Below are 15,266 nucleotides of genomic sequence, written 5' to 3'. Positions count from 1 at the left end.
CGCTCCTGTGCCTAGCCAACGCATTATCCCTCCTTAAAAAGTATTATAGTCAAATAATATGACTAGTCAGGCCAAGGCTTCCGTGGAATAACGGGCGCGCTGGCCGTTGAGGCCGGCTGAAAAGGTGCGATGAGACCGCTCGCAGCGGCGGCGCATCCAGAACAGACATTTGGGAGAACGCCTGATGAACCTGAAAGCCCTCTTTGCGGCGTCCGCAACGGCCGCCTTGTTGCTTGCCACTTCCGCCAGTGCCGCCGAACTGACCGTCGGCTTCTCGCAGATCGGGTCCGAATCCGGCTGGCGCGCCGCCGAGACCTCCGTCTCGAAGTCGGAAGCCGCCAAGCGCAAGGTCAACCTCAAGATCGCCGACGCGCAGCAGAAGCAGGAAAACCAGATCAAGGCGATCCGCTCCTTCATCGCGCAGGGCGTCGATGCCATCTTCCTGGCGCCGGTCGTCGCATCAGGCTGGGATGCCGTGCTGAAGGAAGCCAAGGAAGCCAAGATCCCGGTCGTGCTGCTCGATCGCGACATCGACCCGTCGGGCAAGGATCTCTATCTGACCGCCGTCACCTCCGACAGCGTGCATGAAGGCGAGGTCGCCGGCGAGTGGCTCGCCAAGACCGTCGGCGGCAAGGCCTGCAACGTGGTCGAGCTGCAGGGCACCGTCGGCGCCAGCGTCGCCACCAATCGCAAGAAGGGCTTCGACGCCGTCATCGCCAAGAACGCCAATCTGAAGGTGGTGCGCAGCCAGACCGGCGACTTCACCCGTGCCAAGGGCAAGGAGGTGATGGAGAGCTTCATCAAGGCCGAGAACGGCGGCAAGTCGATCTGCGCGGTCTATGCCCACAACGACGACATGATGGTCGGCGCGATCCAGGCCATGAAGGAAGCCGGCCTCAAGCCGGGCAAGGACGTCCTGACCGTCTCGATCGACGCCGTGCCGGACATCTTCAAGGCGATCGCGGCCGGTGAAGCCAATGCGACCGTCGAGCTGACGCCGAACATGGCGGGTCCCGCGCTCGATGCGATCATCGCCTACAAGGACAAGGGCACGACTCCGCCGAAGTGGATCCAGACGGAGTCCAAGCTCTACACGGCAGCTGACGAGCCGCAGAAGGTCTACGACAGCAAGAAGGGCCTCGGCTACTGAGCCGGGAGGTGTGATTGACGCGTCGCCGTCGTTCTGGCGTTCGCCGGAACGAGGGAAGCAAATGGCTGGCGTCCGCACATGGTGCGGGCGCCAGCTCGAGTGATCCCGCCAAGTTGACTCACCATGTATGATAGTTCAGCTTCTCCGGCCTCCCGTCCAGCGCTTCTGGACGTGCGCGGCCTGACCAAGAGCTTCGGCGCGCTTACAGCGCTGCAGGACGTCGACTTCACCCTGGGTGAGGGCGAGATCCATGCGCTGCTCGGTGAGAACGGGGCCGGCAAGTCGACGCTGATCAAGGTGGTCACCGGCGTGTTCGCGCGTGACGCCGGCACCGTCCGGCTCGCGGGGCAGGAGATCGCACCGCGCTCCGCCGGGGATGCGCTCGATGCCGGCATCGCCACCGTCTATCAGGAAGTGAACCTGCTGCCGAACCTCTCGGTGGCGCAAAATCTCTATCTCGGCCGGCAGCCGACGCGTTTCGGCGTCGTGCGCGAGGCCGAGATGCGGCGGCGGGCGCACGCGCTGCTGCTCGACTACGGCCTGGACATCGACGTTGGTGCGCCGCTGTCGAGCTATTCGGTCGCCGTGCAGCATATCACCGCGATCGCGCGCGCCGTCGACCTGTCCGCGCGCGTGCTCATTCTCGACGAGCCCACCGCAAGTCTCGACCGCCACGAGGTCGAGATCCTGTTCAAGGTGATGCGCCAGCTTGCGGCGCGCGGCATCGGCATCGTCTTCGTCAGCCATTTCCTCGACCAGGTCTATGAGATCTGCGATCGCGTCACCGTGCTGCGCAACGGTCGGCAGATCGGCACCCGCGAGCTTGCCGATCTGCCGCGGCTCGACCTGATCCGCATGATGCTGGGCCGCGAATTGGCGGAGACGACCGGCGAGCGCGCTGCCAGCCAGCCAGAGACGGCGCGCGAAGTTTGCGTCAGCTTCAAGGGCTTCGGCAAGCAAGGGTACCTCGCGCCGTTCGATCTCGAGCTGCGGCGCGGCGAGGTGGTCGGGCTCGCCGGTCTGCTCGGCTCCGGCCGCACCGAGACGGCGCGGCTCGTGTTCGGCGCCGAGCGGGCCGACAGCGGCGAGGCCACGGTCGGCGGCAAGGCCGTGCGGCTGAATTCGCCGCGCGATGGCGCCGGGCTCGGCTTCGGCTATTGCCCGGAGGAGCGCAAGACCGAGGGCATCGTTGCCGATCTGACCGTGCGCGAGAACATCATCCTGGCGCTGCAGGCGCGGCGCGGCCTGCACCGGCCGCTGTCGCGGCGCGAGCAGGACGAGATCGCGATGCGCTATATCCGCATGCTCGACATCCGGCCCCCCGACCCGGAGCGGACGATCGGGCTGTTGTCGGGCGGCAACCAGCAGAAGGCGCTGCTGGCGCGCTGGCTCGCGACGTCGCCGAAGCTTCTGGTGCTGGACGAGCCGACCCGCGGCATCGATGTCGGAGCGCATGCCGAGATCATCCGCCTGGTGCGCGAGCTGTGCGACCAGGGACTGGCGCTGCTCGTGATCTCCTCGGAGCTCGACGAGATCGTCACCTATTCGAACCGTGTCATCGTGCTGCGCGATCGCGCCCATGTCGAGGAGCTGAAGGGCGACGCCGTCGAGGTCTCCAGCATCCTGGCGGCGATCGCTGCCGATGTACCGGCCGCGCAGGAGGTCGCGTCATGACGCTCCGGATCCCGCGCCGCGGTCTCGCACAGGCGCTCGCACTGATCGTGATCCTCATGGTGGATCGTGCGGTGTCGCCGCAGTTCTTCAACCTGCATCTGCAGGACGGCCGGCTGTTCGGCAGCGTGATCGACGTGCTCAATCGCGGCACGCCGGTGGCGCTGCTCTCGCTCGGCATGGTGCTGGTGATCGCGACCGGCGGCATCGATCTCTCGGTCGGCGCCGTGATGGCAATCGCCGGCGCCACCGCGGCGAGCCTCGCCGATACGCAACCGCTGCCGGTCGTGATCGCCGCGGCGCTCGGCGTCGGCCTGGCGTGCGGGCTCTGGAACGGCATTCTCGTCGCGGTGCTGCGCATCCAGCCGATCGTCGCCACCCTGATCCTGATGGTGGCGGGGCGCGGCATCGCCCAGCTCATCACCGAGGGACGCATCGTCACCTTCACCTCGCCCGACCTGGTGTGGATCGGCAACGGCGCCGTGCTGGGCCTGCCGATGCCGATCGTCATTGCCACCGGCATGCTGCTGGTGACGGCCGCCGTCGTCCGCGGGACTGCGCTCGGGCTGCTGATCGAGGCCACCGGCGGCAATGCGCGCGCCAGCGAGCTTTCGGGCGTCGGCACCCGTGCCATGATCCTGTCGGTCTATGTCTGGTGCGGCCTCTGCGCGTCGCTGGCGGGCGTCATCGCCGCCGCCGACATCATGGGCGCGGATGCCAACAATGCCGGTCTCTGGCTCGAGCTCGATGCGATCCTCGCCGTCGTGATCGGCGGCACCTCGCTGTTCGGCGGCCGCTTCAGCCTGGTGTTGGCGGTGGCCGGCGCGCTGATCATCCAGGCCATGAACACCGGCATCCTGCTGTCCGGCTATCCGCCGGAGCTCAACCTGCTGGTCAAGGCGGTCGTGGTGCTCGCGGTGCTGCTGGCGCAATCGCCCCGGCTCGGCGATCTCTCGCGCTTCACGGCGCGCTGGCGGAGGACCAAGCCATGAGGGCATCAACCTCTATCGCCATCACCGCGTTCGTGCTGATTGCCGGCTTTGCGCTTTGCGCCCTGCAATTCCCGAACATCGCCTCGACGCGGGTCGTCGCCAATCTGCTCACCGACAACGCCTTCCTCGGTATCGTCGCGGCCGGCATGACCTTCGTCATCATCTCCGGCGGCATCGACCTGTCGGTCGGCTCGGTGATCGGCTTCACCACCGTGTTCGTGGCGCTTGCGGTCGAGCGCTGGGGCATCCCGCCGCTCGCCGCCTTCGCGCTGGTGCTCGTGCTGTGCGCGCTGTTCGGGGCGGCGATGGGCGCCGTCATCCACGTCTTCGACCTGCCGCCCTTCATCGTGACGCTCGCGGGCATGTTTTTGGCGCGCGGGGTCAGCTTCCTGCTGTCGACCGAGTCGATTCCGATCACGGCGCCGATCTACAGCGCCGTCTCGGATTTCGCGATCAGGCTTCCAGGCGGCGGGCGGCTGACCGCGGTCGCGATCGCGATGCTGGCGGTCCTGGTGCTCAGCGCCTTCCTGCTGCACCTGACCCGGTTCGGCGCCAACGTCTATGCGCTCGGTGGCAGCCGCGCGGCGACGGCCCTGATGGGCATTCCCGTGGGACCGATGACGGTCCGCATCTATATGCTGTCGAGCGTGCTCGCAGGGTTCGCCGGCATCGTCTTCTCCTTCTATACGGCGGCCGGCTATTCCCTTTCGGCGGTCGGAGTCGAGCTCGACACCATCGCGGCGGTGGTGATCGGCGGAACCTTGTTGACGGGCGGGCAGGGCTCCGTCATCGGCACCTTCCTCGGCGTGCTGATCCAGGGCATGATCCAGACCTACATCAATTTCGACGGTACGCTGTCGAGCTGGTGGACCAAGATCGCCACGGGGGTTCTGTTGTTCGTTTTCATTGCGCTGCAGCAAGGTCTGATGGCGCTCGCGCGCCGCTCGTCCGTCAAGACGGTGGGGGCGAGGACATGACCTCGCACATCGTCGTCATTCCCACCCGGCGGGCCCACTCCAACCATGCCGAGGTTGCCCGCAGCATCGGTATCGACATCATCTCCGGTCGCTATGCGGCCGGCGCGCGGTTGCCGAGTGACGCCGAGATGACGGCGATGTTTGGCGTGTCGCGTCCGGTGCTGCGCGAGAGCGTCAAGACGCTGGTGGCCAAGGGGCTGCTGACGACCAAGGCACGGGTCGGCACGGTGGTGCGCGACCGCTCGGACTGGAACATGTTCGATCCGGACGTGCTGGCGTGGCATCTCGATGCTGGGATCGACAAGCGCTTCCTTGCCGATCTCGCCGAGATCAGGCTCGCAATCGAGCCGCGCGCTGCCGCGCTCGCCGCTGAACGGCGCAGCGAGGACGATCTCGTCGCCATGAGCAAGGCCATGGCGCTGATGGAGCGTGAGCCGTCGACCTCGGTCGCCTTCGCCGAAGCCGACCTCGCCCTGCACATCGCGATCGCCAACGCCTCGGGCAATCCCTTCATGCGCTCGATCGGCGCGGTGATCGAAGCCGCGCTGCGTGCCTCGTTCGTCCTGAGCGCGCCGGTCGAGACTGCCGATCGCGACACCGTGCTGGTCTGGCATCAGCGCATCATCGACGCGATCGCCGCTGGAGACCCCGAGGCCGCCTCCGAAGCCATGATTGAAGTCATCTACAACGGCCGGCGGCGCCACGCGCTATCGGCCGCACGATCGGACCAGAAATGAGCAACGACAACGAGAAGAAGGTGCTGCGCAGCCAGGCGTGGTTCGGCCGCCAGGACAAGATGGGCTTCTATTACCGCTCATTCTTGAAGAACAGCGGCACGCCGCAGGACCGGTTCGAGGGCCGTCCGGTCATCGGCATCTGCAACACCTGGTCGGAGCTGACGCCCTGCAACGGGCATTTCCGCGTCATTGCCGAACATGTCCGCCAGGGCGTGCTCGACGCCGGCGGCTACCCGCTCGAATTCCCGGTCTCCTCGCTCGGCGAGGTGACGATGCGCCCCACCGCGATGCTGTTCCGCAACCTCGCCTCGATGGATGTCGAGGAGGCGATCCGCGCGCATCCGCTCGATGGCGTCGTGCTGTTGATGGGCTGCGACAAGACCACGCCGGCGCTCTTGATGGGCGCGGCCTCGGCGGATCTTCCGACCATCGGCGTGTCGGGCGGGCCGCAGCTGCGCGGCGTCTATCGCGGCCAGATCATCGGCTCCGGCACCAACATCATCTCGATGAGCGAGCAACTGCGTGCCGGCGAGATCACGCTGGCCGAATTCCACGAGGCCGAAGCGGCGATGAACCGCTCCGCCGGCAGCTGCATGACGATGGGCACGGCGTCGACCATGGCTTCGATGGTCGAGGCGCTCGGCATCGGCCTGCCCGAGAACGCAGCGATCCCCGCCGCCGACGCGCGCCGCAATCTGCTCGCGCGCATGGCCGGGCGCCGCATCGTCGAGATGGTGGCCGAGGATCTCAAGCCGTCGGACATCCTGACGCGACATGCGTTCGAGAATGCGATCCGCACCTTGGCTGCGATCGGCGGCTCGACCAATGCGGTGGTGCATCTGCTCGCCATCGCCGGCCGCGTCGGCGTCGAACTGACATTGGACGATTTCGACCGGCTGTCCCGCGACGTGCATTGCCTGGTCGACCTGATGCCGTCTGGGCGCTTCCTGATGGAGGACTTCTACTACGCCGGTGGCCTGCCGGCGGTGCTGCGTGCGCTCGGCGAGCGCGGCCTGCTGCACAAGGAGGCCCGCACCATCAACGGCAAGAGCTTGTGGGACAACGTCGCCGCGGCGCCGAACTGGAACAAGGACGTCATCACGCCGTTCGAGACACCGTTCAAGCCGGAAGGCGGCATCGCGATCCTCTCCGGCAATCTCGCGCCGAATGGCGCCGTCATCAAGCCGTCGGCGGCCTCGCCGGAACTGATGAAGCACACCGGCCGCGCCGTCGTGTTCGAGAGCGTCGAGGAGATGCATGACGCGGTCGACGACGACACGCTCGACATCGACGCCTCCTGCATCATGGTGCTGAAGAACTGCGGGCCAAAGGGCTATCCCGGCATGGCCGAGGTCGGCAACATGCCGCTGCCGGCCAAGCTGCTGCGCCAGGGCGTGCGCGACATGATCCGCATCTCGGATGCGCGCATGTCGGGCACCGCCTATGGTACCGTCGTCCTGCATGTCGCCCCGGAAGCCACCGTCGGCGGGCCGCTGGCGCTGGTCAAGAACGGCGACATGATCACGCTCGACGTCGCCGCCCGCGCGCTGCATCTGCATGTCAGCGACGAGGAGCTGGCGACGCGCCGCGCCGCCTGGACGCCGCCCGAGCCGCATGCGGCGCGCGGCTATCAGAAGCTCTACATCGATCACGTGCTGCAGGCCGATCGTGGCGTCGATTTCGATTTTCTCGTTGGCCGCAGCGGCTCGCCCGTGCCGCGCGACAATCATTAGAGGTGCCGCATGACCGCTTCCTCCAGAAAGCTCTACAAGGGCGTCTTTCCGGTCGCGCCGACCGTCTTCGATGCTGACGGTCGCCTCGACCTCGAGGGCCAGAAGCGCGCGATCGACTTCATGATCGACGCCGGCTCGCACGGCATCTGTATCCTCGCCAACTTCTCCGAGCAGTTCGTGCTGACCGATGACGAGCGCGATCTGGTCATGACGACAGTGCTGGAGCATGTCGCCGGCCGCGTGCCGATCATCGTCACCACCACGCATTTCTCGACCTTCGTCTGCGCCGAGCGCTCGCGCCGGGCGCAGGACAAGGGCGCCGCCATGGTCATGGTGATGCCGCCCTATCACGGTGCCACCTTCCGGGTGCCGGACGCCTCGATCTACGAATTCTATCGCGGCGTCTCCGACGCGATCTCGATTCCGATCATGGTGCAGGACGCGCCGGTCGCGGGCACGCCGCTGTCGGTGCCGCTGCTTGTGCGCATGGCCAAGGAGATCGAGAACCTCGCTTATTTCAAGGTCGAGGTGCCGCGCGCGGCCGACAAGCTGCGCGCGCTGATCGAGGCCGGCGGTGCCGCGATCGAGGGGCCGTGGGACGGCGAGGAGGCGATCACCTTGATGGCCGATCTCGATGCCGGCGCCACCGGTGCGATGACCGGCGGCGGCTATCCCGACGGCATCCGCCAGATCATCGATCCCTATTTTGCGGGGGACCGTGACGCCGCGGCCGCGGCCTATGAGCGCTGGCTGCCGCTGATCAACTACGAGAACAGGCAGTGCGGCCTTGCGACCTGCAAGATCCTGATGAAGGAGGGCGGCGTGATCCGTCACGACACCTTGCGCAGCCCGCAGCCGGCGATCCATCCGGCGACGCAGAAGGGCCTGATCGACATTGCGCGCCGGCTCGATCCGGTCGTGCTGCGCTGGGGACGCTGAGATGAGCGAGCTTCGTGTCGCCATCGTCGGCTTCGGCAAGATCGCGCGGGATCAGCACGTCCCGGCGATCGCCGCCACCGATGGCGTGACCTTGACGGCGGTTGCGAGCCGCAACGCCTCGCTGCCCGGCCTGCCGCATTTCGGCACGATCGAGGAGCTGCTGCGCGACGGTCCCGAGATCGACGCGGTTGCTTTGTGCACGCCGCCGCAGGTGCGCCGCGCGCAGGCGCTCGCCGCGCTCGAGGCCGGCAAGCATGTGATGCTGGAGAAGCCGCCGGGTGCCGCCGTCAGCGAGCTCGATCCGCTGATTGCGCTCGCCGCCGCAAAGGGACGCACGCTGTTTGCGACCTGGCATTCGCGCTACGCGCCCGCGGTCGAGCCGGCACGGCAGTGGTTGTCGTCGCGCCACATCCGCAGCGTGCGGATCGACTGGAAGGAGGACGTGCGCGTCTGGCATCCGGGGCAGGGATGGATCTGGGAGCCGGGCGGTCTCGGCGTGTTCGATCCCGGCATCAACGCGCTGTCGATCCTGACCCGCATCCTGCCCGAGCCGGTGTTCGTGACCGAGGCGGAGCTGTCGTTTCCGTCCAACCGTCAGGCCCCGATCGCGGCCAACCTGTCGCTGACCACGGCGGGCGATCTGCCGATCGCGGCCGAATTCGACTTCCGCCAGACCGGGCCGCAGAGCTGGGACATCCGGATCGAGACCGACGCAGGGCAGCTGAAGCTGTCGCTGGGCGGCGCGCGCATGACCGCCGACGACCAGCTGATGGTCGACGAGAAGGAACGCGAATATCCCGGTCTCTATCGCCGCTTCGTCGAGCTCGCCGGGACCGGCGCGAGCGACGTCGATCTGGCGCCGCTACGGCTGGTGGCCGACGCCTTCCTGCTCGGCCGCCGCCAGTTCGTCGAGCCGTTCGAGGACTAAAGCCATGGCAGTCGAGGCGCGGATCATCAGGGACGTGTTTGGGAGCCTGCCGGACGGCCGCGAGGTCGAGCGCGTGACGTTGCTTGGCGCCGGTGGTTTCGAAGCGCGCATCATCACCTATGGCGCGGCGCTGCAGGCGTTGATGGTGCCGGACGCGCAGGGCGGCGTTGACGACGTCGTGCTCGGTCATGACGACCTGCTCAGCTATCTCAAGTTCCGCAACTATTTCGGCGCGACGGTCGGGCGCTACGCCAATCGCATCGCCAAGGCGCGCTTCGTGCTCGACGGCCAGGACGTGCGCCTGGAGGCCAATGACGGCGCGCACGCGCTGCATGGCGGCCCCGACGGCTTCGACCGCAAGCTCTGGCAGATCGTCGCCAGCGAGGGTGGTGCACAGCCTTCCGTCACGATGCTCTATGTCAGTCCGGACGGCGAGGCGAACTATCCGGGCCGGCTCGATGTCCGCGTCACCTACCAGGTGACCGGACCGACGGAATTGTCCGTCACCTTCAGCGCCCGGACGACGCGCGCGACGATCGTCAACCTGACCAATCACAGCTTCTTCAATCTCGACGGGCTCTCGGCCGGTACCGGCATTCTCGATCACCAGCTGACGCTCGCCGCCGACAGCTATCTCGCCATCGATGAGACGGCGATTCCGCTTCAAGGATCGCCGCATGCCGTTGCGGGCACGCCGTTCGATTTCTGCGAGGCGCATGCGGTCGGCGCGCGCATCCGGGCCGACGATCCGCAGATCAAATGCGGCCGCGGCTACGATCATAACTTCTGTCTGCGCGCGGGAGCAGGCGTGCGCCTCGCGGCACGGCTGGAATCGCCGCGCTCCGGCCGGGTCATGGAGCTGCTCACCGACCAGCCGGGCTTGCAGGTCTATACCGGCAACTATCTCGACGCGACGATCAGCGGCAAGGGACGGACCTACCGGCAATCCGACGCGATCTGCCTGGAACCGCAGGTGTGGCCGGATGCGCCGAATCGGCCGGATTTTCCGACCGCGCGCCTGTTGCCGGACGAGGTCTATCGCCACGAGACCGTATATCGCTTCTCGACCGCGGGAGGGGCTGCATGATGGAGCAGGTGCCGACCACGATCCTCTGCGCCGAGCGCTGCCATCTCGGCGAGGGGCCGACCTATGATCCCCAGACCGACTCCGCCTGGTGGTTCGACATCCGCGAAGGCCTGCTGTTCGAGGCCACCATCGCCAGCGGCGAGGTCCGCCGCCACGCCCTCGGGCGGATGGCGAGCGCGCTCGGCCGCATCGATGCCAACAGGCAGCTGATCGTGGCCGAGGATGGACTCTATATCCGCACCATCGCGGACGGCGCGCTGTCGCTGTATCTGCCGCTCGAGGCCGACAATCCGGCGACGCGGTCGAACGACTCGCGCGTCCATCCCTCCGGCACGTTCTGGATCGGCACCATGGGCCGCAAGGCCGAGTGCGGCCTGGGCGCGATCTACGCGCTGCATCGCGGCGAGATCATCAGGCTGTTCCCCAACGTCACCATTCCCAATGCAATCTGCTTCTCGCCGGATGGCTCTATCGGCTATTTCGCCGACACCGACGAGAACGTGCTCTACCGCGTCGCGCTCGACCCGGAGACGGGCTTGCCGCGCGGCGAGCCGGAGGTGCTGCTGCGCCATGCCGGCGTCGGCGGGCTCGACGGCGCCGTCGTCGATGCCGAGGGCCGGATCTGGAACGCGCGTTGGGGCGGTGGTTGCGTCGACGTCTATAGCCCGCAGGGCGAGCATCTGCGCTGCATCGCCGTGCCGGCCAGCCAGGCGAGTTGCCCGGCTTTCGTCGGCTCCGACCTGTCGCGCCTGCTCGTCACCTCGGCCTGGCAGGACATGGACGAGGCAGCCAAGGCGGCCGACCCCGGCCATGGCCAAACCTTTCTGCTGGATGTCGGATCCCGCGGCCGCGCTGAGCCCGACGTCAAGCTCTCCACCTGAGAGGAGGAACAATCAGTCAAGCGTCGTTCAGCCTAACAGCTATCTGGTATCGAGATACGCAATCGCGTATTCATTGTCCAAATTTGAAAATCCAAAGGGAGTGTAAACATGCTGAAGATGAAGACCATCATGGCCGCCGCACTGGCCGGCCTCGGCGCCGTGGCGCTGTCCGGCGCCGCAATGGCCCAGAGCAAGGGGGCCGTCGGCATCGCGATGCCGACCAAGTCCTCGGCGCGCTGGATCGATGACGGCAATAACATTGTGAAGGTGCTGAAGGATCGCGGCTACACCACCGACCTGCAATATGCCGAGGACGACATCCCGAACCAGCTCTCGCAGGTCGAGAACATGGTTACCAAGGGCGCCAAGGTGCTGGTCATCGCGGCGATCGACGGCACCACGCTGTCGGACGTGCTGAAGCAGGCCAAGGCCAAGGGCATCACCGTGATCGCCTATGACCGCCTGATCCGCGATACGCCGAACCTCGACTATTACGCGACCTTCGACAACTTCCAGGTCGGCGTGCTGCAGGCGCAATCGATCGTGGACAAGCTCGGCCTGAAGGACGGCAAGGGGCCGTTCAACATCGAACTGTTCGGCGGCTCGCCGGACGACAACAATGCCTACTTCTTCTACAACGGCGCGATGTCGGTGCTGCAGCCCTATCTCGACTCCGGCAAGCTCGTGGTCGCTTCCGGCCAGAAGGGCATGGACAAGGTCGCGACCCTGCGCTGGGACGGTGCGACCGCCCAGGCCCGCATGGACAACCTGCTCAGCGCCTATTACGGCAACAAGCGTGTCGACGCGGTGCTGTCGCCCTATGACGGCCTCTCGATCGGCATCATCTCGTCCCTGAAGGGCGTCGGCTATGGCAGCGGCAACCAGCCGATGCCGATCATCTCCGGCCAGGATGCCGAAGTGCCGTCGGTCAAGGCGATCCTGCGCGGCGACCAGTTCTCGACCATCTTCAAGGACACCCGCGACCTCGCCAAGGTGACCGCCGACATGGTCGATGCGTCGCTGAGCGGCAAGGAAGTGCAGGTCAACGATACCAAGACCTACAACAACGGCGTCAAGGTCGTCCCGGCCTATCTGCTGAAGCCGGTCGTGGTCGACAAGAGCAATTGGGAGAAGGTCCTGATCGAAGGCGGCTACTACAAGAAGTCGCAGGTCGAGTGAGCGCAATCGGCCGGCGAGCGCAGCCATGCGCTCGCCGGCCACTCTCATCCAGGACAGTTCCAGTGTTGCGGGATACAAGGCGATGACGGCAATCCTTGAGATGCGCAGCGTCAGCAAGAGCTTCGTGGGCGTGCAGGCGCTCCGCGACGTCAGCTTTACGGTCGCGGCGGGCGAGATCCACGCCCTCGTCGGTGAGAACGGCGCCGGCAAGTCGACCCTGATGAAGGTGCTGAGCGGCGTCTATCCGCACGGCCGCTACGAGGGCCAGATCATTTTCGAGGGCGAGGAGCGGCGCTTCCGCGACATCAATGATTCCGAGGCGCTCGGCATCATCATCATCCACCAGGAACTCGCGCTGATCCCGCTGATGTCGATCGCCGAGAACATCTTCCTGTCGCATGCGCCACAGCGCTTCGGCGTGATCGATCGCGACGAGGTCTATCGGCGAACGCAACAATTGCTGGCCCAGGTCGGCCTGAAGGAATCGCCGGATACCCTGATCACCGATCTCGGCGTCGGCAAGCAGCAACTGGTGGAGATCGCCAAGGCGCTGTCCAAGCGGGTCAAGCTCTTGATCCTGGACGAGCCGACCGCGAGCCTCAACGAGGCCGACAGCCAGGCGCTGCTCGATCGCCTCGTCACCTTCCGCGAACAAGGCATCTCCTCGATCCTGATCACCCACAAGCTCAATGAGGTGGCCCGCGTCGCTGACCGCATCACCGTGCTGCGCGACGGCCGCACGGTCGACAGCATCGACTGCCGCGCCGAGCCGGTCCTGGAGGATCGGATCATCAAGAGCATGGTCAATCGCGACATGGCGCACCGCTTCCCCGAACGGCAGCCGAAGATCGGCGAGCCCGTGTTCACGGTCGAAAACTGGTCGGTCTACCACCCGCAGCATTCCGACCGCCAAGTGATCAAGAACGTCGACTTCATGGTGCGCCGCGGCGAGATTGTCGGCATCGCCGGCTTGATGGGGGCGGGGCGCACCGAATTCGCCATGAGCCTGTTCGGCCGCTCCTGGGGCGTCAACATCACGGGTCGCGCGCGTCTCGAAGGCCATGACGTCCATCTCACCAGCGTGCCCGCCGCGATCGATGCCGGCCTCGCCTATGTCACCGAGGACCGCAAGCAGCTCGGCCTGATCCTGGCCGATGACGTCCGCAAGAACATCACGCTGGCGAGCCTGGCCCAGGTCGCTCCGAAAGGCGTGATCGACGACATCGCCGAGCTCAAGGCGGCGTCCGGTTACCGCGGCCGCATGCGGATCCGCTGCTCGGACGTCTACCAGGAGGCCGGCCAGCTCTCGGGCGGCAACCAGCAGAAGGTGGTGCTGTCGAAATGGCTGATGACCGATCCCAAGGTCTTGATCCTGGACGAGCCGACGCGCGGCATCGACGTTGGCGCAAAGTATGAGATTTACTGTATCATCCAGGAGCTCGCGGATGCCGGCCGGGGTGTTGTCGTGATCTCGTCCGAGATGCCGGAGCTGCTCGGGATCTGTGACCGCATCTGCGTGATGAATGACGGCGCCTTCGTCGGCGAGTTCGCCGGATCGGAGGCGACGCAGGAGAAGATCATGCGCGCCATCATGCGCAACGAAACCATCAAGAACCAGGAGACGGCCGCGTAAGCGGTCGGGAGGGCGCCAGCAATGACCGACAAGACGGTTTCACTCCCGGAGGAGAAGTCGCACGGCGGCTTCCTGAAGAACAATCTGCGCAGCTACGGCATGCTGCTGTCGCTGTTCGTCATCATGCTGTTCTTCCAGTTCATGACCGACGGCACCCTGCTGCAGCCGCTCAACCTCACCAACCTGGTGCTGCAGAACAGCTACATCGTCATCATGGCGCTGGGCATGCTTCTCGTGATCGTGACCGGCCATATCGACCTGTCGGTCGGCTCTGTTGCCGGCTTCGTGGGCGCCGTCGCGGCCGTGCTGATGGTGCGCTACCATATCGACTTTCCGCTCGCGATCATCGCCTGCCTGATCGTCGGCGGCGCGATCGGCGCCGCCCAGGGTTATTGGGTGGCGTATTTCGGCATTCCCTCCTTCATCGTCACGCTGGCCGGCATGCTTGTGTTCAAGGGGCTGGCGCTGGCGCTGCTGCAGGGACAGTCGGTCGGGCCGTTTCCGGGCACGTTCCAGAAGCTGTCCTCGGGCTTCATTCCGGAGCTGATTTCAGGCGCCGGCAATCTCAATCCGACGTCACTCGCGATTGGCGCGGTGCTGACCCTCATCCTGGTCTATGCCAGCATCAAGGGCCGTGCGCGCGAGGTGGAGCATGGCATCGAGGTCGAGCCCTTCGCCTTCTTCGCCGCGAAGAATGTCGTGCTCGCCGGCGCGCTGCTCTACTTCACCTATCTGATCGCGTCGCATCGCGGCCTGCCCAACGTGCTCGTCATCATGACCGCGCTGATCGCGCTCTACGGCTTCATGACGCGGCGCACCGTGGTGGGCCGGCAGATCTATGCCGTTGGCGGCAACGCCAAGGCCGCCAAGCTGTCGGGCATCAAGACCGAGCGACTCGTATTCCTGACCTTCGTCAACATGGGCGTGCTGGCCGCGCTGGCCGGGCTGATCTTCGCCGCACGCCTCAACACGGCCACGCCGAAAGCGGGCCTCGGCTTCGAGCTCGACGTCATCGCGGCCTGCTTCATCGGCGGCGCCTCCGCCTATGGCGGCGTCGGCCGCGTCGGTGGCGCTGTCATCGGCGCCATGATCATGGGCGTCATGAACAACGGCATGTCCATCCTCGGCATCGGCATCGACTACCAGCAGGTCATCAAGGGGCTGGTGCTGCTCGGGGCCGTCTGCATCGACGTCTACAACCAGCGCCGCTGAGTGCGGCGCGCAGCTCCCGGTGACGCTGTGAATTTCTTTGGCCGCGACTTTACGGCTCCCACCGCCGTCATTCCGGGCGCGCGTAGGGCGAGCCCGGAATCCATCTGTCGTCACGCTCTGCTGTAGAATGGATTCCGGGCTCGCCCT

At 66.2% G+C, this 15,266-nt stretch carries 13 protein-coding genes; all 13 read left to right on the top strand.

Annotated features, from left to right (window positions below):
• The first annotated feature begins 184 nt into the window (after window positions 1–184).
• The 13 genes from ytfQ to mmsB all read left to right on the top strand — a co-directional run bounded on the left by ytfQ (window position 185) and on the right by mmsB (window position 15,119).
• The gene (gene ytfQ, locus LQG66_RS14985) at window positions 185–1,150 is read left to right on the top strand and encodes a galactofuranose ABC transporter, galactofuranose-binding protein YtfQ (RefSeq protein ID WP_305879328.1); all 966 of its coding nucleotides are present in this window, start codon (window positions 185–187) and stop codon (window positions 1,148–1,150) included.
• Between the two features lie 123 nt (window positions 1,151–1,273).
• On the top strand, window positions 1,274–2,824 hold the full coding sequence (locus tag LQG66_RS14980; protein ID WP_231326975.1) for a sugar ABC transporter ATP-binding protein: 1,551 nt from the start codon (window positions 1,274–1,276) through the stop codon (window positions 2,822–2,824).
• On the top strand, window positions 2,821–3,813 hold the full coding sequence (locus tag LQG66_RS14975) for an ABC transporter permease (protein WP_231326974.1): 993 nt from the start codon (window positions 2,821–2,823) through the stop codon (window positions 3,811–3,813). Before LQG66_RS14980 ends, LQG66_RS14975 begins: the two co-directional genes overlap by 4 nt.
• A complete protein-coding gene (gene yjfF, locus LQG66_RS14970; RefSeq protein WP_231326973.1) occupies window positions 3,810–4,790 on the top strand; it encodes a galactofuranose ABC transporter, permease protein YjfF in 981 nt (326 codons plus the stop codon). Before LQG66_RS14975 ends, yjfF begins: the two co-directional genes overlap by 4 nt.
• On the top strand, window positions 4,787–5,527 hold the full coding sequence (locus LQG66_RS14965) for a FadR/GntR family transcriptional regulator (protein WP_231326972.1): 741 nt from the start codon (window positions 4,787–4,789) through the stop codon (window positions 5,525–5,527). The genes yjfF and LQG66_RS14965 overlap by 4 nt, the downstream gene beginning before the upstream one ends.
• Window positions 5,524–7,260 carry an IlvD/Edd family dehydratase gene (locus tag LQG66_RS14960; protein WP_231326971.1) on the top strand — a complete coding sequence of 579 codons (1,737 nt, stop codon included), beginning with the start codon at window positions 5,524–5,526 and terminating at the stop codon, window positions 7,258–7,260. The genes LQG66_RS14965 and LQG66_RS14960 overlap by 4 nt, the downstream gene beginning before the upstream one ends.
• Before the next feature lie 9 nt (window positions 7,261–7,269).
• Window positions 7,270–8,199 (top strand): dihydrodipicolinate synthase family protein, encoded by a 930-nt coding sequence (locus LQG66_RS14955; RefSeq protein ID WP_231326970.1) that lies wholly within the window; start codon window positions 7,270–7,272, stop codon window positions 8,197–8,199.
• Between the two features lies 1 nt (window position 8,200).
• The gene (locus LQG66_RS14950) at window positions 8,201–9,127 is read left to right on the top strand and encodes a Gfo/Idh/MocA family protein (protein WP_231326969.1); all 927 of its coding nucleotides are present in this window, start codon (window positions 8,201–8,203) and stop codon (window positions 9,125–9,127) included.
• Between the two features lie 4 nt (window positions 9,128–9,131).
• Window positions 9,132–10,214 (top strand): aldose epimerase family protein, encoded by a 1,083-nt coding sequence (locus tag LQG66_RS14945; RefSeq protein ID WP_231326968.1) that lies wholly within the window; start codon window positions 9,132–9,134, stop codon window positions 10,212–10,214.
• A complete protein-coding gene (locus LQG66_RS14940; protein WP_231327793.1) occupies window positions 10,214–11,095 on the top strand; it encodes an SMP-30/gluconolactonase/LRE family protein in 882 nt (293 codons plus the stop codon). The genes LQG66_RS14945 and LQG66_RS14940 overlap by 1 nt, the downstream gene beginning before the upstream one ends.
• A 108-nt stretch (window positions 11,096–11,203) precedes the next feature.
• Window positions 11,204–12,274: a multiple monosaccharide ABC transporter substrate-binding protein gene (gene chvE / locus LQG66_RS14935; protein WP_305879327.1), complete on the top strand. Its 1,071-nt coding sequence runs from the start codon at window positions 11,204–11,206 to the stop codon at window positions 12,272–12,274.
• Window positions 12,275–12,356: 82 nt separating this feature from the next.
• Window positions 12,357–13,907, top strand: coding sequence for a multiple monosaccharide ABC transporter ATP-binding protein (gene mmsA / locus LQG66_RS14930; RefSeq protein WP_231326967.1), 1,551 nt, complete (start codon window positions 12,357–12,359; stop codon window positions 13,905–13,907).
• 21 nt (window positions 13,908–13,928) lie between these two features.
• Entirely contained in the window at window positions 13,929–15,119 is a 1,191-nt protein-coding gene (gene mmsB / locus LQG66_RS14925; RefSeq protein ID WP_231326966.1) for a multiple monosaccharide ABC transporter permease, read from the top strand.
• Window positions 15,120–15,266: the final 147 nt, after the last annotated feature.

Origin of the sequence: Bradyrhizobium ontarionense, from assembly GCF_021088345.1 — a bacterium.
Lineage (GTDB): Bacteria > Pseudomonadota > Alphaproteobacteria > Rhizobiales > Xanthobacteraceae > Bradyrhizobium > Bradyrhizobium ontarionense.
The sequence above is the reverse complement of the archived record's forward strand: the minus strand, read 5'-3'. Positions and strand labels throughout refer to the sequence as shown.